The sequence below is a fragment of the Tistrella mobilis KA081020-065 genome (genome assembly GCF_000264455.2).
GTDB lineage: Bacteria > Pseudomonadota > Alphaproteobacteria > Tistrellales > Tistrellaceae > Tistrella > Tistrella mobilis.
This window is the reverse complement of the sequence record NC_017956.1, coordinates 1,268,289-1,288,385: the sequence shown is the minus strand read 5'-3', so window position 1 is coordinate 1,288,385 and position 20,097 is coordinate 1,268,289. Positions and strand designations below refer to the sequence as shown.

The window sequence follows — 20,097 nt, the reverse complement described above, 5'->3', positions numbered from 1 at the left end:
GTCTCATTTCCGACAGACCTGTCTCATTTCCGACAGACCTGTCCCGTTTCCCAAGGAACACGCCCCGTGACCACCCTGCCCCCCCATGCCGAACGCACCCGCCAGCAGAGCGATCTCTGGTCGTCCAAGGCCCGGACCTGGAGCCGCTGGGCCCGGCCGCTCGAAGCGATGGCGACCCGCTTCAACGAGATCCTGACCGAGGCGGCGGGCGTCACCCCCGGCGCGCGGGTGCTGGATCTGGCGGGCGGCGCCGGCGAGCCGGCGATGACGCTGGCGCGCAAGGTGGGCGACGACGGTTTCGTGGTCTCGACCGATCTGGTGCCGGCGATGCTGCCCACAATTCGCGCGCGCGGCGAGGAAGCCGGGCTGGGCCAGGTATTGACCGTCGCGGCCGCCGATATGGAGCATCTGCCTTTCGCCCCGGCCAGTTTCGATGCCGTGGTCAGCCGCTTCGGCGTGATGTTCGCCCCTCACACCCAGGCGGTGGCCGACGGCATCCGCCGGGTGTTGCGCCCGGGCGGCCGTACCGCGCTGATGATCTGGACCACGCGTGAGGCCAGCACCATGCTGGAGGTGCTGGGCACCGCAGTCGAGGCCGAGCTTGGCATGGAGCCCGCCCATCCGGACGCCCTCGGCCCCTTCCGTTTCGGCAGCTGCACCCGCCTGCCCGACGCGCTGACCCGCGCCGGCCTGACCGGGGTTACCGCCGAAACCCACGTCTTCTCGCCACGCCCGCGCCTCGCCGACGATTTCTGGCGCCCGCAGCTGGATATGAGCTGGGGCCACCGCCTGGACGCCCGCCCCGAGGCCCGTCCGGCGATCGAAACCCGCATCCGCACCGCCTTCGCCGCCCTCGCCGATGCCGAAGGCCGGGTGCCGCTCCGGGCCGAGATGCGGGTGGTGTCGGGGATCGCGCCGGTGTAAAGCGGCACAGAGCAACGGCATCGGAGCCCTGACATCGCATGCGCATTCTCGTCTTCGGAGGCCGAAGTCTTCTGGGCCGTGCCTTTGTCGGGGCCCCGCCGGCCGGAGCGCACCTCCGCGTCGCCTGCCACACCGCGCTGGAGCATCCGGATTTGATGGACGGCGTGGATGTCGTGGTCAACTTCGCCCGGCATCCCGACGACATGCACCTGCCCCACGACCCCGCACGCAGTGTCGACATCCGTCTTGCCCGACATGTGGCAGCAGCGGGTGCCCACTACATTATGCTGAGTTCACGCAAGGTTTATGCAGCGGACGCACAATGGCAGGCATCCGAAGATGCAGGTCTTTCCGGCCTGGATACCTATGGCCGGAACAAGCTCGCCACCGAGGTGGCCCTGCGGCAGATGCTGCCGGCCGACCGTCTCACCATCCTGCGGCTCGGCAACGTCATCGGCCACGAGCACATGCCCGGCCGCCGGAGTTTCATGGGTCTGATTCTGAACACATTGGCCGACACCGGCGAAATCGTCTTCGACATGAGCCCGTTCGTTTCTCGCGACTTCGTGACGGCCGAACACTTCGCAGCCCAGCTGGGCAGGGTCGTGGAGCTGGGCCTGACCGGCACCTACAATCTGTCGTCCGGCACCGGCGTCATGTGTGGAGAGCTTGCTCTTGCCGTGATCCGGGGATATGGCAGGGGACAGCTGCGCGTCATCGACCCGCGGCAGGCAGATGCCTTTCGCCTCGATGTGTCCCGGCTGACGGGAAAAACCGGCCTCCGGCAGACGGCGGATGATATCCTCCGCTACTGTCACGACCTCGGAAAGGCGCTCGGATAATGCCGAAGATCGTCATCACCGGTGGCGCCGGTTTTATCGGGTCGCACATTGCGTATCATGTTCGGAACCAGTTTCCCGCTCACCAACTGGTCATCTTCGACAAGATGACCTATGCGGCGGATGTCAGAAACATCCAGGACCTGACCGCGGCAGGGGATGCGGAACTCGTTATTGGCGATGTTTGCGATTTCGACCTCGCCTGCAATGTGGTGGCCGGTGCCGACTATGTGGTTCATGCCGCCGCGGAAAGCCACGTCGACAATTCGTTCGGAAACTCGCTGCTCTTCACCAGAACCAATGTCTACGGCACCCATACGATACTGGAAGCCTGTCGCCGGATGGGCGTGAAGCGCATCGTGCATGTCTCGACCGATGAAGTGTATGGCGAGGTGAGAACCGGGGCGGCTGACGAGACGACGTTCCTGAACCCGACCAATCCCTATTCAGCCTCGAAGGCCGGTGCCGAGATGGTGATCTCCGGCTATCTGCATTCCTACCGGATGCCGATCGTGACCGCACGCGGCAACAATATCTATGGCATCCGCCAGTATCCGGAAAAAATCATCCCGCGCTTCGCAATGCTTCTGGATTGCGGCAAGAAGCTGACCGTCTACGGCTCGGGCAAAAACCGCCGCCACTATCTGGCAGCGGAAGATTTTGCCGCGGCGATCGTGCTGCTGATGCGGCGGGGCGAGATCGGCGGGATTTACAATATCGGCTCCGAAGATGAGTTCGAGAATATTGAGATCGCCGGCATGATCGCTGACATCTTTGGTCACGCGCTGGAAGATGTGATCGATTTCGTGCCCGACCGGCCGTTCAACGACTGGCGCTATGCGATCGACAGTTCACGGATCCGCGCCCTGGGATGGGCGCCACAGCACAGACTGGTCGATGACCTGGCCGGCGTCGTGCAGTGGTACCGCGACAACAGGGCCCGCTTTCAACGGCTGGTCTGCGACATCGCAGGCCAGGCCACCGATATCGGAACCGGCTTGCAAACCGGGACGCAGACCCCCTGATCAGTCTCGTTGCGCGAAATCCCCCTCGTTTGTGACGGATCTCACATAGCGTCGACCCGGCCTCCATGGCACAGTGCGGCGGGGCTATATCGGATCGATATCACGGGACGATCCACCAGGGAGACGGGGCGGGCCGACGCCATGGACGTGCGGACGTTGTGCCTGGGCGTGCTGACGCTCGGCGAGGCCACGGGCTATGAGATCAAGCAGGTTTTCGAGGGGGCCTTCGCGCATTTCCACGCGGCGGGCTTCGGCTCGATCTATCCGGCCCTGGCCGATCTGGCCGCCGAAGGGCTGGTGACGGTCACCGAGGTGGAGCAGGAAGGCCGGCCCGACAAGAAGATCTACAGGATCACGCCCGAAGGCCTGACCCGCTTCACCGAGGCGCTGTGCCGCACGCGCCCGCGGGAGCGGGTGCGCTCGGAATTCATGATTCAGATGTTCTTCGCCGCCCTGCTGCCGCCGGCGCGGATCGAGGACGCGCTCAAGATCAAGGCCGGGGAATATCGCGAGATCCTGGCCGATCTGGACCGGCGCGAGGCCGAGGCAGAGGGCGAGATCCCGCCCGGGCCGCGTTTCACCCTTGAATTCGGGCGCGCCGTCTATGGCGCCGCCCTCGCCCATGTCGAAACCCGGGGCCCTGCCCTGGTCGAAGCTCTTGCCGCAACCGCCGCCCGCAACGACGGGGATCCTTCATGAACCGCTCCATCCTGCTCGCCCTGATCCTGGCCGCCGCCCTCGGTGCCTGGATGTATACCGGCCGCATCGAATACGGTTTCGACGCCGATGCCGCCACCGATCCGGCGACGGATGCAGCGGCCGGGACGGCGCCGGCCGCCGGGGAGGCGGCCCCCGCGGCGTCAGCGGAGCCATTCACGGTCAGGGTGGCCGAGCTGACGCTGACCGCCCAGGTCCGGGATCTGGTGGTCAGCGGCCGCACCGAGATGCGCCGGGTGGTGGATGTGGCAGCCGAAAGCGCCGGCAGGGTCATCGAACTGCCCGTGTCCCAGGGCAGCCGGGTCAAGGCCGGGGCCGAGATCGCGAAACTCGACACCCGCGATCTTGAGCCGCGCCGCGCCCGCGCCCAGGCCCTGATCGAACAGCGCCGGGCGGAACTGAAGGCCGCCTCATCGCTCAGTGCCAAGGGATTCCAGACCGAGCTGCGCCTGGCCGAGGCCAAGGCCGAGTTCGAGGCGGCCCGCGCCGAGCTTGCCCAGATCGAGCAGCAGATCGACGACACCATCGTCCGCGCCCCCTTTGCCGGCATCGTCGACCGCCGCCATGTCGAGATCGGCGACTATGTCTCGCCCGGCACTCAGGTCGCCCGGGTGCTGGCGCCCGAGCCCTATCTGATCGTCGCCGACATCGCCGAACGCGATATCGGCGCCATCAGGGTCGGCCAGCAGGCCCGGGCCCGACTGGCCGACGGCAGCCTGGTGACCGGCACGGTCGCCTATATCAGCCGTCAGGCCGATGCCCAGACCCGCACTTTCCGGGTGGAAATCGAGGTCGGCAATCCCGACGGCCTGCTCCCCGGCGGGGTGACGGCCGAGGTGGCGGTGCCGCTGGATCGCAACCCGGCCGTGCTGCTCACCCCCGCCCTCCTGTCGCTCGACGAGCGCGGCCGGGTGGGTGTCAAGGTGGTGGACGGCGACGACCGGGTCGCCTTCGACGTGGTCTCGATCCTCTCGGCCAGCGATGCCGGGGTCTGGGTCACCGGGCTTGCCGAACATGCGCGCGTGATCGTGGTCGGCCAGGGCTATGTCGCCCCCGGGGACAAGGTGATTGCGGTCGAGGTGCAGCCGCAGGAGCTGCGCGGCCTGGTGCCGCTGCCGCCCGAGGTGGAGCGCATGCTCGACCAGCTCGATCTGTCGGCGGCCGGCGCCACCAAGGCCCCGGCGCGTGAAGGGGCCGGCTCGTGAAGACGCTGATCAATGCCTGTCTTGCACGCAGCCGCACGGTGCTCAGCCTGCTGCTGCTGCTGCTGATCACCGGTTCGGTCGCCTATAATGACATCCCCAAGGAAACGCGACCCCGATGTCGCGATCCCGATCCTCTACATCACCATGCGCCATGACGGCATCTCGCCCGAGGATGCCGAGCGGCTGCTGATCCGCCCGATGGAGCAGGAACTGCGCTCCGTCGAGGGGCTGAAGGAGATGCGCGCCACCGCCGAGGAAGGCTATGCCACGGTGGTGCTGGAATTCGAGGCCGGTTTCGACATCGAAAAGGCCAAGCGCGATGTCCGCGAGCAGATGGACATCGCCAAGGCCGACCTGCCCGGCGAGACCGAGGAACCGGAACTGCACGAGGTCAATGTCGCGCTGTTCCCGATCCTGGTGGTGACGCTGTCGGGCGATGTCGACCAGCGCCTGCTGATCCGCCTCGCCCGCGACCTGCAGGACAAGATCGAGGGCCTCTCGGGCGTTCTCGAGGTCGACATCGCCGGCGATCGCGAGGATCTGGCCGAGATCGTGGTCGATCCGCGCGCGCTCGACAGCTATGGCATTTCGCAGGACGAACTGGTCCAGCTGGTCGGCCGTAACAACCAGCTGGTGCCGGCCGGCGCGCTCGACAGCGAGGCGGGCCGGGTCTCGGTCAAGGTGCCGGGGCTGATCCAGTCGATCGACGACATCCTCGACATGCCGATCAAGGCCATCGACGGCCGGGTCGTGACCTTCCGCGACGTCGCGGTCGGCCAGCGCAGCTTCAAGGACCCCGAATCGCTCGCCCGCGTCGACGGCAAGCCCGCGATCGCGCTGGAGGTGACCAAGCGGATCGGCGTCAACATCATCGACACGATCAACGAGGTCCGCGCGGTCGCCGATGCCGAGGCCGCCCTCTTCCCCGAGGGCGTGAAAATCTCGTACAGCCAGGACAAGTCGCAGCAGATCGAGCTGATGCTGTCGGACCTGTCGAGCAATGTGGCGAGCGCGATCATCCTGGTGATGATCGTGGTGCTGGCGGCGCTGGGGCTGCGCTCGTCGATCCTGGTCGGCATCGCCATTCCGGGCTCGTTCCTGACCGGCATCCTGGTGCTGCACGCCATGGGGCTGACGGTCAACATCGTGGTGCTGTTCTCGCTGATCCTGGCCGTGGGCATGCTGGTCGACGGGGCGATCGTGGTCAGCGAATATGCCGACCGCCGCATGCTGGAAGGCGTGCACCGCATCCAGGCCTATCGCGAGGCCTCCACCCGCATGGCCTGGCCGATCATCTCGTCCACCGCCACCACGCTGGCCGCCTTCCTGCCGCTGCTGTTCTGGCCGGGCATCGTCGGCGAGTTCATGAAATTCCTGCCGATCACCCTGATCGTCACGCTGTCCGCCTCGCTCGCCATGGCGCTGATCTTCCTGCCGGTGCTGGGCAGCATCATCGGCAAGCCGGCGAAATCGAGCGGCCGGGTGGTGGAGATGCTGCGCGCGGCCGAAGACGGCGACATCCGTTCGGTCGGCGGGCCTGCCGGGCTTTATGTCCGCACCCTCGACAAGGCCGTCCGCTACCCCTGGGTGGTGGTGGCGATTGCGCTGGTCACGGCGGTCGTCACCCTGCAGGCCTATGGCATGTTCGGCCGCGGCGTCGAATTCTTCCCCTCGGTCGAACCCGACAATGCCCAGGTCCAGGTCCGCGCCCGCGGCAATATGTCGATCTCGGAAAAGGAGACCCTGGTCCGCGAGGTCGAGGCCGAGGTGCTGAAGCTCGACGGCTTCAAAACCGTCTACACCCGCACCGGCACCATCCGCGGCGAGGATCTGCCCGAGGACGTGATCGGCATCATCAATCTGGAATTCGCCGACTGGCGCACCCGTCCGCATGCGAGTGAAATCCTCGAAACCATCCGCCAGCGCCTGAAGCACCATCCGGGCCTGGTGATCGAGGCCCGCGAGGAAGAGGCCGGCCCCCCGGTCGGCAAGGCCATCCAGATCGAACTGGCCAGCCGTTTCCCCGAAACCCTGCCGGGCGCCGTCGACCATGTGCTCGCCGGCATGCATCAGATCGGCGGCATGATCGACATCGCCGACAGCCGGCCGGTGCCGGGCATCGAGTGGGAGATGGTCGTCGACCGCGCCCAGGCGAGCCGCTTCGGCGCCGATGTGCTGGGGGTTGGCAATGCCGTGCGCTTCGTGACCCAGGGCGTCAATGTCGGCACCTATCGCCCGGACGATACCGATGACGAGGTCGAAATCCGGGTCCGCTTCCCTGAAATCGACCGCACCGGCGACCGGCTGGACCAGCTGCGCATCCAGACCGCGATGGGCCAGACGCCGATCAGCAATTTCGTCGAACGCCGCGCCGCCCCCACCCAGGGCATCATCAACCGCACCGATGCCCGCCGGGTGATGACGGTGGATGCCGAAGTGCCCGATGGCGTCCTGGCCGACAACAAGGTACGCGAGATCCGCGCCTGGCTGGCGGCCAATCCGCTCGATCCCCGGGTCGAGGTCAAGTTCAAGGGCCAGGACGAAGAGCAGCGCAAGGCCCAGGAATTCCTGAGCCGCGCCTTCGGCATCGCGCTGTTCCTGATCGCCATCATCCTGGTCACCCAGTTCAACAGCTTCTATCAGACGGCGCTGATCCTCTCGGCGATCGTGTTCTCGTCGCTGGGGGTGCTGATCGGCATGATGGCGACCGCTCAGCCCTTCGGCATCGTGATGGGTGGCATCGGGCTGATCGCGCTGGCCGGCATCGTGGTCAACAACAACATCGTGCTGATCGACACCTATAACGAGATCCGGGGCAAGGGCGTGGATGCCGTGGAAGCGGCGCTCCGCACCGGCGCGCAGCGCCTGCGGCCGGTGATGCTGACCACGGTCACCACCATGCTGGGCCTGGTGCCGATGATGCTGTCGATCAATGTCGACATCCCGAACCGGGTGATCGCGATCGGCGCCCCGTCCACCCAATGGTGGACGCAGCTGTCCACCGCCATCGTCTACGGCCTGGGCTTCGCCACCCTGCTGACCCTGATCCTGACCCCGTCGATGCTGGTACTGGGCGACCGGGTCGGCCGTTGGGTGCGGCGGGTGGCCGGCCGGCTGTCGCGGCGAAAGGCAGATGCCTGATACGAGGGGGCGCCGATTACGACACGCGACATGCCTGTCAGGCGGTCTTCGCAGCCCCGTCCCGCTTTTGCACGATCATTGCGACCTCGGCAGTGTGACGGGTTCCCCACTCGCATAGCGGCGCGAGGACCTGTGCCAGGCTTCTGCCAAAACCGGTCAGGTCGTATTCGACATGCGGCGGCACCTTCTGGAAATCGATCCGCCGGATGACGCCGTCCTCCGTCAGCTCCTTGAGGTGCTGGATCAGCATTTTTTCGCTCACGCCGGTCACCAGTCTGCGAAGCTCGCCGGTGCGTCTGGGCCCGCCGGCCAGATGATAAACGATCAGCGGTTTCCACTTGCCGCCGAGAATGGCCAGAACGGCTTCCAGGCCGCATTGGAAATTTGTCCCGGTCATTCTGATCTCCTGTTTCCGACACTTACAAAAAGGTCAGTACTGGATCGAGAGTCTGCCCTGTCATACCTGGATCGGACGACGATGTCGACGCGCAGGAGCGCGAGCCTATAGAGGGAACATCATGACCAGGATCCTTGTGACGGGCGCCACCGGTAATATCGGCCGAATGACTCTCGACCATCTTTTGAAGCGCAGGCCTGCCGGCGATCTTGTCGGTCTTGCCCGCGATCCCGCCAGGGCGTCAGGCCTTGCCTCGAAGGGGATTGAGATCCGTCGCGGCGACTATTTCGACCACGACGGACTTCTGCGCGCCTTCGATGGCGTCGAGAAAGTGATGCTCGTTTCCGCCACGGCCTTTACGGATCGGACAACCCAGCACGACAACGTCATCAATGCGGCACGACATGCCGGCGTGAAGCACATCGTCTACATGCCGATCATCCACAAGGCCGGCTCTGGCTTCAGCCTTCCGCAGGTAACCGGGGAAGATCTCCGCGTCGAAGAAAAACTGAAGGCATCCGGCCTGACTTACACGCTGGTGCGTCATCCGCCGTTTCTCGAAAACATTGAACTCTATGCCGGTGGCAATCTTCTGAATGCCGGTGTCAATGCCCCGACCGGCGCCGGCAAGGCGGGTTATGCCTGCCGCGACGACCTGGCAGAAGCGCATGCCGTCGTGCTGAGTGAAAGTGGGCACGAGAACAAGGCCTATTCGCTCTACGGCGGTCCGGCCGTGTCCTTCAGGGATGTTGCGCAGATTCTGTCTGACATCAGCGGCAGGCCGGTGCCGTTCAATGCCATCCCGGACCAGGACTACATCACCCGGCTGATGGCGGCAGGACTGCCCGAACCGGTTGCCGGCTTCGTGCTGGCCTGGGTACAGGGCGTCAATGCCGGCGAGTGGGACGGCCAGAGCGACGATCTGGAGAAACTTCTCGGCCGCAAGCCGACGACACCGATCGAGTTCCTGCGGGCCAGCTATGGCGGGAACCGCGGATGACGGCTCAGGCAATGACCACCTCGCCGACCAGATCGATCAGCGCCTCCAGTGCCGGCAGATCGCGGGCGCGGGTGTCGGTGACCAGCAGATCGATCCGCTCGGCCGGGCAATAGCCGACCCGGCTGCGCTGGCCGATCTTGGCATGGTCGGCCAGGATCGCAACCCGGTCGGCGCGGGCGGTCATGGCGCGGGCCAGTTCGGCCTCGTCATGGTCGTGGCTGGTGGCACCCGCGCCGGCATCGACGGCAACCGGTGAGAGCAACGCCCAGTCGGCATGATGACGCAAGGCCTCCGCGATGGTGGCGGCGCCCAGCGTGGCCCCCGCCCCCGGCACGACCCGGCCACCCAACTGGATCACCTCCAGCCCGCGCATGCCGGCACCGGCCATGGCGATGCGTCCGGCGACCTCGAAGGAATTGGTGACGACCGTCAGCCCGGTCAGGGTGGCGAGCACAGCCGCCAGTTCCGCCACCGTGCTGCCGGCATCCAGGAACAGGGTCTGGCCGGGCTCGATCTTCAGCGCGGCGGCGCGGGCGATCGCCTGCTTCTCGCGCGGGCGGATCCGGCTGCGTTCGGCCAGCGGCGGCTCGGCCGCCGGCCGCGGGGCCAGCACGCCGCCATGCACCCGGCAGAGGTCGCCGCGCGCCTCCAGCTCCACGAGGTCGCGGCGCACGGTTTCGCGCGACACGCCCAGATCGGCCGCAATGCGATCGGTGGCGACCCGTCCGAGGGTCGCCACCAGGGCGCGGATCCGCTGATGGCGTTCATCCGCAAGCATGTGTCAGTTCCGGGCGGCAGGCTGACGGGCCGGCAGCTGGCGGCCGGTGGCGATCTCGGTCACCGCGCCATCGGTCAGGCTGACGCGATAGATCTCGCGGGTCACATTGCCGGCAAAACCCAGCTCGACGATCGAGACGGTCTTGAAGTTGACCGGGATCGGGTCGGGCAGGATCTGGTTGAAGGCTTCGGCGGTCTGGTTCATCGCCGCCTGCAGCTCGGGCGTGAAGCGGGCCATGCTGTAGACCAGGGTGGTGTGCGGGTTGTGGCTGCGCAGCTCCTTGCCACCGTCCACCACATTCACGCCGCTGACGCCCACGGTCTGGACCAGCTTCTTGCCGGCATCGCCCATCGCGGCATAGACCGGACCGGTCACGCGCGGCAGCGGCCCGTCGCGCAGCGGCGCCAGGGCGGCGGTGGCGGTGGTGTTGAAGCCCATCATCGCCTCGAATCCGTCACCTTCCTTGGCGAGGCCCAGATCCAGCCACCAGGGGTGGCCGGCGCCCTTGGCCGCCTCGGTGGTGTAGAACCGGCCGAGGGTGACGTTCAGCACCGGCGGCAGCCGGGGCAGCGCCTCCAGCATCCGCGCCGGCGTCTCGGGATCGGCATTGTGGACATGGACGACGGTGACATGGGGGATGTTCGGCTTCACCGCCTCGGCCACCAGGTCCAGTTCCAGCAGCCGTTCCCTCAGCGGGCCACGGATGGTGCGGTCCAGAAGATCATTCACCTCTGCCGGCAGGGTATAGACCAGGCCGAAGGTGCGGGCATGGGGGCGGAAATCGGCCTGGGAAAGCGCCGAATTGTCGATATCCGCAGCCCGGGCGGGCGCGGCGAAGGTCATCGGAAGCACCACGGCCGCAGCGGCCGCAAGCGTGGCGAGGCCACCGGAGACGAGCTTGAACATGGCTGTCTGTCCTTGGGAGGGGAAGATCCGTGCGCGCATCGCCGCACGGCCGTCATCCTGCCGCGGCTGGTTTGCAGATCGATGTCAGCTCTGTGTATTTCCGTGGACTCGTGCATTTCTGTGGATATACCTCCGCCCTCATCTGAACACGCGCATGCCCTCGGCGATCCGGGTTGCGGTGGTGATCAGGCACAGCCCGCCGAAGATCCAGGCCGCCCAGGGAAAGGTCGCCGGCCACAGGCAGATGATCACGAAAACCAGGATGGTCTCGGTGCCCTCGGTCAGCCCGCCCAGATAGTGGATCGCCTTGCCGCGGTGGCCCGAAGGCGGCACGCCGCCGCGTCTGGCGGCGATCGCCGCGAAGGCCAGAAAGCTCGATCCCGTGCCGACGAAGGCGAAGATCAGGAAGGCCGCCGGCAGCGCGTTCACCGCCGGGTCGGCCAGGGCGAAACCCAGGGGCACGGCGGCGTAAAACAGGAAGTCGCAGGCGATGTCCAGAAAGCCGCCGCGATCGGTCGGCCCTGCCGCGCGGGCCACCGCACCATCCAGCCCATCTGCGATGCGGTTAACCAGAATGCAACCAAGCGCAGTCCAGAATGCTCCCAGGGCAAGGGCGGGCACGGCGGCAAGGCCGACCCCGAAACCGGCGAGTGTCAGAGCATCGGCCCGGACGCCACGACCGGCGAGGCCGCGGCCGATACGGTCCAGGATCGGGTCGAGACGTCGGCGGACGGGAATGTCAAACATGAGACCTGGCGAAGATGGAGCCCGGAATGCGCGTGGAAGGGAACCGGCTGCGAAAGATGCGTCCTCCGCATCATGACATGCCTGACAATTCCATGCAGAGCCCCCTATATTTTGAACTGGCACTGTCGGCAGCGCATCACGCCGCCGGCATCGCCGCGAGACCGGTATCGCAGCGGGAAACTGACCGACGATGACCCAGAACAACGCCGTCGATCCGATTGCGGATATCGGCCATCAGACCGAAAGCGCCGCGGCGCGCCGCGAGCGGCTGATCCGCTTCATCTCGTCCCAACCGCTGCCGATCATGCCGCTCAGCGTATCGATCGGCGAGGATGGTGAGATCCGTCGCAAGGATGGCACCGATCCGCTGCGCTTCACCTTCCGCTGGCGCGAGATCGCCTATACCGGCACGCTGCGCGCAGCCCCCGAGGGCGTCTTCCTCAGCCTGATCGCCGATCTGGGCGTGCTGCCCTATTCGGCCGAAGCGCCGGAACGCCGCCAGCGCTTCCTGTCGCTGGTCGGGCGCAAATCCTGGTCGGGCCGGACCGGCATCGGCGTGGAAGTAACGCCGCGCCAGCATATCGTGGTGGTCAATCAGGAACAGCTGATGGAACCGCCCTATTCCGCCAATGCCATCGTCGGCCAGGTCGCCCGCATGGCGCTGACCGCCGCCCCCGTGGTCAACTGGCTGCATGACGAACTGGCCCCGCCGCCGGATGTGGCCGTGAAGACGGGACCGCGCCCGCGCTCGGGCCGTCCCTTCACCGCCGACCGCCGCACCCACGCCCCGGTCTGATCGACCGGCGGATCGGAACCCGCATCGCCCGCACGGGTTGGTCTCCCTCCCCCCTCTCACGGAAGGAGAGACTCATGCCCGTGATCGAAAACGCCCGCATCCTGATCCTCGCAACCGACGGCTACGAGCGCGCGGAACTGACCTATCCGCGGGACGAGCTGCTGCGCCGCGGCGCAAAGGTTCAGATCGCCGCCCCCGAAGCCGGCCGCATCCGCAGCTGGGATGAAACCGATTGGGGCGACCGGGCCGATGTCGACCTGAAGGCCGCCGATGTGCGGATCGAGGATTTCGACGCCCTGGTCCTGCCCGGTGGCCAGATCAATCCCGATAAGCTGCGCCAGGTGCCCGAAGCGGTGCAGGTGGTGAAGGATTTCGTGGCCTCGGGCAAGCCGGTCGCCGCGATCTGCCACGGCCCCTGGATGCTCGTCGAAGCCGATGCACTGCGCGGCCGCACCGCCACCTCCTACCCCTCGATCGCGACCGACGTCCGCAATGCCGGCGCCACCTGGATCGATGAGGAGGTCGTCACCGACCAGGGCATCATCACCTCGCGCAATCCGGGCGACCTGCCGGCCTTCGTCGACAAGATCGTCGAGGAAGTGGCCGAAGGCCCTCATGCCCGCTGAGCTGAGGGGCAGGCTGAGAAAGGGTCAGGAGGCCGTCAGAAAGACCAGCCCCCGCCGGGCGAGTGCCGCCACCGCGGCACGCAAGGCCGCCGGATCCTCGGACGGCAGGCCGGCCAGGATCTCGCCCGTCGTCGCGATGTCGCGGTCCAGCAGCAGTGCCAGGATCGCGCATTCCTGCGCATTCAGGTGGGTCGTCACGCCACCAGCCCTGATGTCGGCCGGCCCCGTCGCCGGCAATACCGGGCGTCGGCGCAGGGCGGGCTGAACCAGAACCGCATCTTCCGGTCCGTCGGCCCCGGTGGCCAGCCCGAGGGCCATGGCCCCGGCCAGCGGGCGCGCCGCGGCCTGCGCCGCCCGGAAGCGGTCCAGATCCAACCCGGCGCACAGATCGGCCAGAACCGCCTTCAGCTGCGCTTCATATGCACCCATTGCGGACGGATCCATCGGCACCGGTGCCGCCAGGCGGTCCGCCATCTCTCGCAGCCGCCAGCGCAGCACCTCCGCCCCGTCCGGCCGCTGGATCGCCACCGTCAGATGCAGCGACTGCCCGCCGGCATCAGCCACTTCGGCGCGGTGATAGTCGCCTTTGGGCACGAACAGCAGATCGCCCGGCTCCAGCACCATCTCCGCCTCGGGCGGGCCCGGATCGCGGCGGGGATCGACCGTTTCGCCGCCGAAGGGCGGGTCGCTGCGCCGGCCATGACAGAACCAGCGCTTGCTGCCGGCGATCTGCACCACCAGCACGTCATGGCCGTCGCGATGGATCTGGAAGGCGCCATCCCGGGTAAAGCTGGCATAGGCGTTGATGGTGACCGGGGCCTCGACATGACGCTCGACCATGGCGGCCAGCGCGGCCAGTGCCTGAACATGCCTATGCATGCCGAGCAGCACCAAGCTGGCCCCGCCCTGGCAGAGCGTCTGAAGCTGGGCATCCAGCAAAACCCGCTGGCCGCCAACCAGGCGGGTCAGCATCTCCAGCGGCACCTCGCGGCCCGCCCGCATCACCGAAACCTCGCCCTCCATCAGCGCCTGCGCCGACAGACGGGCATTCACCGCCGCCCATGGCAAAAGACCGGCACAGGCGGCTGCCTGTCCGGTCTTCACATGCAGGCGCTGCCCTGCCTCCATGGCCGCAGACAAAGGGCCTTCCGGGCGCCGCCGCAGAAGGTCTCTCAGTGTCGCGATCATGCAGGCCCTCACACGCTCGCGATCAGGACGTGGTGGGACCTCCGTCGGGGGTGACGACGTCCATCAACCGGGTCGCCGGCGCCAATGCCCAGACTTCAAGCGCCGGCCGCAGCCAGAGTGGACGATCCTGAACCTGCTTCCGGCTTTCGGTCGTGATCTCGTTTCGCGTCATATCCCGCCCCCGACGACAGACGACGGCATCATTGCCATCCTGCTTCCCTGATAGCCGATCTGCAGTGACCTGTCATCAGACATGCAGATCACCTGGGCAGCATGCTCTGCGGTGTCTGATAGACCTCGGCAAAATAGCCACGGAACAGGCGCATCGCAGGGCTGAGATCAACGCCCTGGCGCCAGGCCAGGCCGACATTCATCGGCGGTACCTCTTCGGCCATCACCACCGTCTCGATCCGTTTGCCTTCCAGCGACCAGGGCCGGTAGACCATGTCCGACAGGATCGAGATCCCCTGGCCGTTGGCCACGATCGATCGTACCGCCTCGATCGACGAGGTGCGCAGGCGGATATTCGGCTGGTGCTGGGTGCGGTTCCAGTATTTGAGCGCCGAGTGCGCCGCTTCGTCGACGGTCAGCATGATATAGGGCTCCTCCGCGATGTCGCCGAAACGCACCCGGTCGCGGCCGAGCAACGGGTGCCCGGCCGGCAGCCACAGCCGGCGCTGGCTCGACATCAGGGTTTCGGTGACCAGTTCCGGATTGTTGACGTTGGACGTCAGCACCACCGCCATGTCGAAGCGGTTGGTGACCAGCCCGTCCTCGATCATCTCGCGGCTGAGTTCATAAAGCTGGATGCGCAGATTGGGATAGCGCCGCTCCAGCCGCTCCAGATGCTGGGGCAGGAAATAGCCGAGCACGGTATAGCTCGCCGCCACCGACAGCGTGCCCGAGAAGGCGTCATCGGCGGTGCCCGGCTGCAACGCTTCCTCGATGCTGGCCAGGATCCTGTAGCCGGCCGCCAGGAAGCGGCGGCCGGCATCGGTCAGCTCCATGCCATGGGCGGTGCGGTCGAACAGCCGGCTGCCGGTCTCGGCCTCCAGCTCCTTGATCGCCGCGGTGATCGCCGATTGCGAGATCGACAATTCCTTGGCCGCCCGGGACACCTGCCCGAGCGTGGCAGTGGCCACGAAGTACTTCACGTGGCGGAAGTTGAGCGACATCCGCGACACCTTCTGATTTTCAGATAATGCCTCACCGCATTTTCGGAACAGATGCCTGAACGGGGGTCAGCGCCCTCGATCATATGCATGAGAATGAAGGATTTGAAAGAGCCGTTGAAGATTCAAGCGTTCGATTTTTTCGATAATGCATTCTCATAATTTAGAAATTGCCGAGGGGTTAAATCCTGGATCACCATATTGTCATGAAGACGTGAACAAGCGCGTTCCGGTATCACGCCACCGCGTCGGATCGCATGCAGCAGGAGAGAGACGCTTGGCTAAAAGACTGGTCGATCTCAATTGTGATCTCGGTGAGAGCTTCGGCCACTGGACGATCAGTGAAGCTCCGGACGATGTCCTGCTCGACCTGATCAGCTCGGCCAATGTCGCCACCGGCTTCCATGCCGGCGACCCCAACCTGATGGACCGGGTGGTGCGGCTGGCGGCCGAACGCGGTGTGGCGCTGGGGGCCCATCCGGGTTTCCGCGACCTGCAGGGTTTCGGCCGGCGGGTGATCCAGGCGCGGCCGGAAGAGCTGGTGAACGACATCATCTATCAGCTGGGGGCGCTGCGCGAATTCGCCCGCCGTCATGGCGTTCGCCTTCAGCACGTCAAGCCGCATGGCGCACTCTATATGGAAGTCGCCCGCGACGAGACCCTGTCGCAGCTGCTGGTCGAGGCGCTGCTGAAATCGAGCCCCGAAACCTATCTCTACTGCATGGATGTGTCGGTGACCTGCACGGTCGCCCGCGCGGCCGGCCTGCCAGTGATCCGCGAATTCTATGCCGACCGCGACTACGACAATTCCGGTTCGATCGTCTTCGCCCGCCGGATGCGCGCGCTCGACCCCGAGGATGTGGCCCGCAAATGCGTCCGGGCCTGCCTGGAGGGCCGCGTCCGTACCGTCGAGGGCGACGATATCGAGATCGAGTTCGAATCGATCTGCTTCCATTCCGACACGCCGGGCGCACTCAAGATCGGCACCGCCATCCGCGCCGGGCTGATCGATGCCGGCATCCGCATCGCCAATGCCGCCGAGGTTTCCGCCGCAGCCTGACGACCACGCACGACCCGCCCTTCTCTCCCTCTCCCCCCCCGCATCTCCACGGTCTCAAGCCCCCGAACCACACCCGCATTCCTGCCAGCCGGAAGGACCCTCATCGATGGCCGAAATCCGCTCGCCGCTTCCCGGTACCTTCTATCGCCGCCCGGCCCCGGACCAGCCGCCCTTCAAATCCGACGGCGACACGGTCGCGCCGGGCGAGGTGATCGGGCTGATCGAGGTGATGAAGTCGTTCATCGAGGTGAAGGCAGAGGTCGCCGGCACCATCACCCGCTTCCTGGCCGAGAACGAGACCCCGGTGATGGCGGGCGCGGTGCTCGCCGAGCTTGAAGGCTGAGGGCGCGATGGCGATCCGCAAGCTCTTCATCGCCAATCGGGGTGAGATTGCGGTGCGCATCGTCCGCGCCGCACAATCCCTCGGCATCGCCACGGTGCAGGGCCATTCCGAAGCCGATGCCGACATGCTGGCGGTGCGGCTGGCCGATCAGGCGGTGTGCATCGGCCCGGCCCCGGCGAAAGCCTCCTATCTGAACGCCGCCCGGATCATCGAGGCCGCAAAGGCCGCCGGCGCCGACGCGATCCACCCGGGCTACGGCTTCCTGGCGGAAAACGCCGCCTTCGCCGACGCCGTCGAGGCGGCGGGGCTGATCTTCGTCGGCCCCTCGGCCGACACCATCCGGGTGATGGGCGACAAGGCCGCCGCCCGTGCCGCCGCCATCGCCGCCGGCGTGCCGGTGGTGCCCGGCTCGGACGGCCGGCTCGCCGATGTCGAGGCCGCCGTGGCAGCGGCGGAAGCCGTCGGCTATCCGGTGATGATCAAGGCGACCGCCGGTGGCGGCGGCCGCGGCATCCGCATCGCCGAAAACGAGGCGGAGCTGCGCAAGCTGGCCCCGCAGGCGGCGTCCGAGGCCGAGGCGGCCTTCGGCGATGGCGGGCTTTATCTGGAGCGGGTCATCCGCGATGCCCGGCATATCGAGGTCCAGATCCTGGGCGACGGCCGCCACGCGATCCATTGTTTCGAGCGCGAATGCTCTTTGCAGCGCCGCCGCCAGAAGGTCTGGGAGGAAGCCCCCGCCGCCTGCCTGGACGAGGCCACCCGTGCCGAGCTTTGCGCGTCGGCGGTCGCACTTGCCCGATCCGTCAGCTACCGCGGTGCCGGCACGCTCGAATACCTCTATGACGACGCCGCCAACCGCTTCTACTTCATCGAGATGAACACCCGCATTCAGGTGGAGCATCCGGTGACCGAAATGGTGACCGGCATCGATCTGGTCGCCTGGATGATCCGCATCGCCGGCGGCGAGCCGCTCACGATCGCACAACAGGATGTCCGCCTCCACGGCCATGCGATCGAGGTCAGGATCAATGCCGAGGATCCCGCCAACGGCTTCATGCCCTTCCCCGGGCTGGTGGGCGCGATGTCGGTGCCCGAGGCCCCGCATATCCGCTTCGACGGCATGATCTACGAAGGCTATCAGATCCCGCCCTTCTACGACTCGCTGCTGGCCAAGCTGATCGTCACCGGCGAGGACCGCGGGGCGGCGATCGACGCGATGGCGGCGGCGCTGGCGGCCATCCGGATCGACGGGCTCAAGACCACCATTCCGCTGCATGCGGCCCTCGCCGCATCGCCGGAGGTGCGCGAGGGCCGCACCCATACCCAGTTCCTCGAAGCCTGGCTGGCCGCCGACGGCCTCGCCACCCGATAGGAGGACCGGATGAAGACGCGCTATTCCTTCGGGGGTGACGAGCACATCTTCGTCGAAATGGACGAAGAGATGTCGCTCGACGCCTTCTTCAAGGCGCTCACCATGAGCAACGCGGTCAAGGCCGCGAAGATCGCCGGGGTGACCGAGGTCTGCCCCGCCAATGCCAGCTTCCAGGTCAAATTCGACCCCGACATCATCGCGCCCGACGAGATGATGGCGAAGCTGAAGGCGCTGGAAAGTGCGGCCGAAGCGGGGCCGAAGCGGCTCGATACCCGGATCATCGAAATCCCGGTCTACTACCAGGATCCCTGGACCCACGAGACCCTGATGCGCTTCCGCGAGCGCCACCAGGACCCGAGCGGCACCGATCTGGACTATGCCGCCCGGATCAACGGGTTCGACGATGCCGCGGGCTTCATCCGCGCCCATCATTCCGCGCCCTGGTTCGTGTCGATGGTGGGTTTCGTGGCCGGCCTGCCCTTCCTCTACCAGCTGGTGGAGCGCGACCGGCAATTGCAGGTGCCGAAATATCTGCGCCCCCGCACCGATACGCCCAAGCTGACGGTCGGCTATGGCGGGTGTTTCTCGTGTATCTATTCGGTGCGCGGCGCCGGCGGCTACCAGATGTTCGGCATCACGCCGATGCCGATCTACGACCCCGAACAGTCGATCTCCTACCTTCAGGACTTCATGGTCTTCTTCCGCCCGGGCGACATCGTGAAGTGGAAGCCGATCGACCGTGCGGAGTACGACGCGATCACGGCTCAGGTCGCGGCCAATACCTATGTTCCGCGCATCCGCCCGGTCTCCTTCGATCTCGATGCCTTCAAGGCGGATATCGACGGCACCAACGCCCGGCTGATGGAGGCCCTCGATGGCGATTAAGGTTCTGAACCCCGGCCTCGCCACCACCGTCCAGGATCTGGGCCGGCCCGGCTATTTCCATCTGGGCATCCCGGTTTCGGGCGCGATGGACACCCTCTCGCTCACTGCCGCCAACCTGCTGGTCGGCAACCCGGCAGGGGCCGCGGGGCTGGAAGTGGTGTTCCTGGGGCCGCAGCTCGAATTCCAGCGCGACGCCACGGTCGCCGTCACCGGCGCCGATCTGCCGCCGAAGCTCGACGGAGAGCCGCGCCAGGGCTGGACCGCCTTCAAGGTCAAGGCCGGCCAGGTGCTGAGCTTCGACTATCTGAAGGCCGGTGCCCGCGCCTATGTCGCGGTCTCGGGCGGCATCGACGTGCCCGAGGCGCTGGGCAGCCGCTCGACCTATGCGCTCGGCGCCCTCGGCGGCTTCCAGGGCCGGGCGCTCGCCGCGGGGGATCTTCTGCCGCTGGGCGAGGGGCCGGGGGCCGACGAAGGCCGCTCGGTTGCCCCAAGCCTGCGCCGCCTGCCCGGCACGCCGGCCGAAATCCGGGTGCTGCCCGGCCTCTACTGGCGTCTGATCACCGAAGAGGCCGGCCGCAACTTCTTCGAGGATGACTGGAAGGTGGCGCCCGAGGCCGACCGCATCGGCTACCGTTTCCGCGGCGGCCGGCCATTCAGCTTCGAGCCGCGCGAGCAGCCCTTCGGCGCCGGCTCCGACCCCTCCAACATCGTCGACGGCTGCTATCAGTACGGTTCGATCCAGGTGCCCGGCGGCTCCGAGCCGATCGTGCTGCATCGCGATGCCGTGTCGGGCGGCGGTTATTTCACCCTGGGCGCCGTCATCTCGGCCGATATGGATCTGATCGGCCAGTTGCAGCCGCACACCCCCACCCGCTTCGTGAAGGTCGACATGGCGACCGCGCTCACCGCCCGCCGGGATCGCGCCTCGCTGATCGCCCGCCTGCACGACGCCCTGGTCTGACCCATGACCGGTCCT

21 protein-coding genes are annotated in these 20,097 nt (G+C 66.7%); 15 read left to right on the top strand and 6 right to left on the bottom strand.

Annotation, left to right across the window (positions count from 1 at the left end):
* The first annotated feature begins 66 nt into the window (after window positions 1-66).
* The 7 genes from TMO_RS05885 to TMO_RS05860 all read left to right on the top strand — a co-directional run bounded on the left by TMO_RS05885 (window position 67) and on the right by TMO_RS05860 (window position 7,851).
* Window positions 67-924 carry a class I SAM-dependent methyltransferase gene (locus TMO_RS05885; RefSeq protein WP_014744686.1) on the top strand — a complete coding sequence of 286 codons (858 nt, stop codon included), beginning with the start codon at window positions 67-69 and terminating at the stop codon, window positions 922-924.
* A 38-nt stretch (window positions 925-962) separates the two neighbouring features.
* Window positions 963-1,766: an NAD-dependent epimerase/dehydratase family protein gene (locus tag TMO_RS05880; RefSeq protein WP_041604851.1), complete on the top strand. Its 804-nt coding sequence runs from the start codon at window positions 963-965 to the stop codon at window positions 1,764-1,766.
* On the top strand, window positions 1,766-2,788 hold the full coding sequence (locus TMO_RS05875) for a dTDP-glucose 4,6-dehydratase (protein WP_014744684.1): 1,023 nt from the start codon (window positions 1,766-1,768) through the stop codon (window positions 2,786-2,788). Before TMO_RS05880 ends, TMO_RS05875 begins: the two co-directional genes overlap by 1 nt.
* Window positions 2,789-2,929: 141 nt before the next feature.
* A complete protein-coding gene (locus tag TMO_RS05870) occupies window positions 2,930-3,487 on the top strand; it encodes a PadR family transcriptional regulator (protein ID WP_014744683.1) in 558 nt (185 codons plus the stop codon).
* On the top strand, window positions 3,484-4,710 hold the full coding sequence (locus TMO_RS05865) for an efflux RND transporter periplasmic adaptor subunit (RefSeq protein ID WP_014744682.1): 1,227 nt from the start codon (window positions 3,484-3,486) through the stop codon (window positions 4,708-4,710). Before TMO_RS05870 ends, TMO_RS05865 begins: the two co-directional genes overlap by 4 nt.
* Window positions 4,707-4,865, top strand: coding sequence for a hypothetical protein (locus tag TMO_RS32755; RefSeq protein WP_272481412.1), 159 nt, complete (start codon window positions 4,707-4,709; stop codon window positions 4,863-4,865). Before TMO_RS05865 ends, TMO_RS32755 begins: the two co-directional genes overlap by 4 nt.
* Window positions 4,798-7,851, top strand: a complete 3,054-nt coding sequence (locus TMO_RS05860; RefSeq protein WP_081598789.1) for an efflux RND transporter permease subunit — start codon at window positions 4,798-4,800, stop codon at window positions 7,849-7,851. Before TMO_RS32755 ends, TMO_RS05860 begins: the two co-directional genes overlap by 68 nt.
* 37 nt (window positions 7,852-7,888) lie before the next feature.
* Here the strand turns inward: TMO_RS05860 and TMO_RS05855 are convergent, their stop codons facing one another.
* On the bottom strand, window positions 7,889-8,248 hold the full coding sequence (locus tag TMO_RS05855; RefSeq protein WP_014744680.1) for a winged helix-turn-helix transcriptional regulator: 360 nt from the start codon (window positions 8,246-8,248) through the stop codon (window positions 7,889-7,891).
* Window positions 8,249-8,369: 121 nt separating this feature from the next.
* On the opposite strand from TMO_RS05855, the gene TMO_RS05850 reads away from it, so the two are divergent.
* Window positions 8,370-9,248: an SDR family oxidoreductase gene (locus TMO_RS05850; protein WP_014744679.1), complete on the top strand. Its 879-nt coding sequence runs from the start codon at window positions 8,370-8,372 to the stop codon at window positions 9,246-9,248.
* A gap of 4 nt (window positions 9,249-9,252) precedes the next feature.
* Here the strand turns inward: TMO_RS05850 and TMO_RS05845 are convergent, their stop codons facing one another.
* The 3 genes from TMO_RS05845 to TMO_RS05835 all read right to left on the bottom strand — a co-directional run bounded on the left by TMO_RS05845 (window position 9,253) and on the right by TMO_RS05835 (window position 11,679).
* Window positions 9,253-10,026, bottom strand: coding sequence for a DeoR/GlpR family DNA-binding transcription regulator (locus tag TMO_RS05845; RefSeq protein ID WP_014744678.1), 774 nt, complete (start codon window positions 10,024-10,026; stop codon window positions 9,253-9,255).
* Window positions 10,027-10,029: 3 nt separating this feature from the next.
* Entirely contained in the window at window positions 10,030-10,932 is a 903-nt protein-coding gene (locus TMO_RS05840) for a hypothetical protein (protein WP_014744677.1), read from the bottom strand.
* 138 nt (window positions 10,933-11,070) lie between these two features.
* Window positions 11,071-11,679, bottom strand: a complete 609-nt coding sequence (locus TMO_RS05835) for a CDP-alcohol phosphatidyltransferase family protein (protein WP_014744676.1) — start codon at window positions 11,677-11,679, stop codon at window positions 11,071-11,073.
* Between the two features lie 190 nt (window positions 11,680-11,869).
* Between TMO_RS05835 and TMO_RS05830 the strand changes: the two genes are divergently transcribed.
* Both TMO_RS05830 and TMO_RS05825 read left to right on the top strand, forming a co-directional pair.
* The gene (locus tag TMO_RS05830; protein WP_014744675.1) at window positions 11,870-12,475 is read left to right on the top strand and encodes a hypothetical protein; all 606 of its coding nucleotides are present in this window, start codon (window positions 11,870-11,872) and stop codon (window positions 12,473-12,475) included.
* 74 nt (window positions 12,476-12,549) lie between these two features.
* Entirely contained in the window at window positions 12,550-13,101 is a 552-nt protein-coding gene (locus TMO_RS05825) for a type 1 glutamine amidotransferase domain-containing protein (protein WP_014744674.1), read from the top strand.
* A 24-nt stretch (window positions 13,102-13,125) separates the two neighbouring features.
* On the opposite strand, the gene TMO_RS05820 is transcribed toward TMO_RS05825, so the two are convergent.
* Both TMO_RS05820 and TMO_RS05815 read right to left on the bottom strand, forming a co-directional pair.
* Window positions 13,126-14,241, bottom strand: coding sequence for a JmjC domain-containing protein (locus TMO_RS05820; RefSeq protein WP_187297815.1), 1,116 nt, complete (start codon window positions 14,239-14,241; stop codon window positions 13,126-13,128).
* Window positions 14,242-14,549: 308 nt separating this feature from the next.
* A complete protein-coding gene (locus TMO_RS05815) occupies window positions 14,550-15,464 on the bottom strand; it encodes a LysR family transcriptional regulator (protein ID WP_041604849.1) in 915 nt (304 codons plus the stop codon).
* Between the two features lie 274 nt (window positions 15,465-15,738).
* Here TMO_RS05815 and TMO_RS05810 point away from each other — a divergent pair, with 274 nt between their 5' ends.
* From TMO_RS05810 to TMO_RS05790, 5 genes are all read left to right on the top strand, one after another.
* Complete coding sequence (locus TMO_RS05810; protein WP_014744671.1) at window positions 15,739-16,521, top strand: 5-oxoprolinase subunit PxpA; 783 nt, start codon at window positions 15,739-15,741, stop codon at window positions 16,519-16,521.
* A gap of 106 nt (window positions 16,522-16,627) precedes the next feature.
* Window positions 16,628-16,864, top strand: coding sequence for an acetyl-CoA carboxylase (locus TMO_RS05805; RefSeq protein ID WP_014744670.1), 237 nt, complete (start codon window positions 16,628-16,630; stop codon window positions 16,862-16,864).
* Between the two features lie 7 nt (window positions 16,865-16,871).
* Entirely contained in the window at window positions 16,872-18,236 is a 1,365-nt protein-coding gene (locus tag TMO_RS05800; protein ID WP_014744669.1) for an acetyl-CoA carboxylase biotin carboxylase subunit, read from the top strand.
* A gap of 9 nt (window positions 18,237-18,245) precedes the next feature.
* Window positions 18,246-19,121: a 5-oxoprolinase subunit B family protein gene (locus TMO_RS05795; protein WP_014744668.1), complete on the top strand. Its 876-nt coding sequence runs from the start codon at window positions 18,246-18,248 to the stop codon at window positions 19,119-19,121.
* Window positions 19,111-20,082: a biotin-dependent carboxyltransferase family protein gene (locus tag TMO_RS05790; protein WP_014744667.1), complete on the top strand. Its 972-nt coding sequence runs from the start codon at window positions 19,111-19,113 to the stop codon at window positions 20,080-20,082. Before TMO_RS05795 ends, TMO_RS05790 begins: the two co-directional genes overlap by 11 nt.
* Window positions 20,083-20,097: the final 15 nt, after the last annotated feature.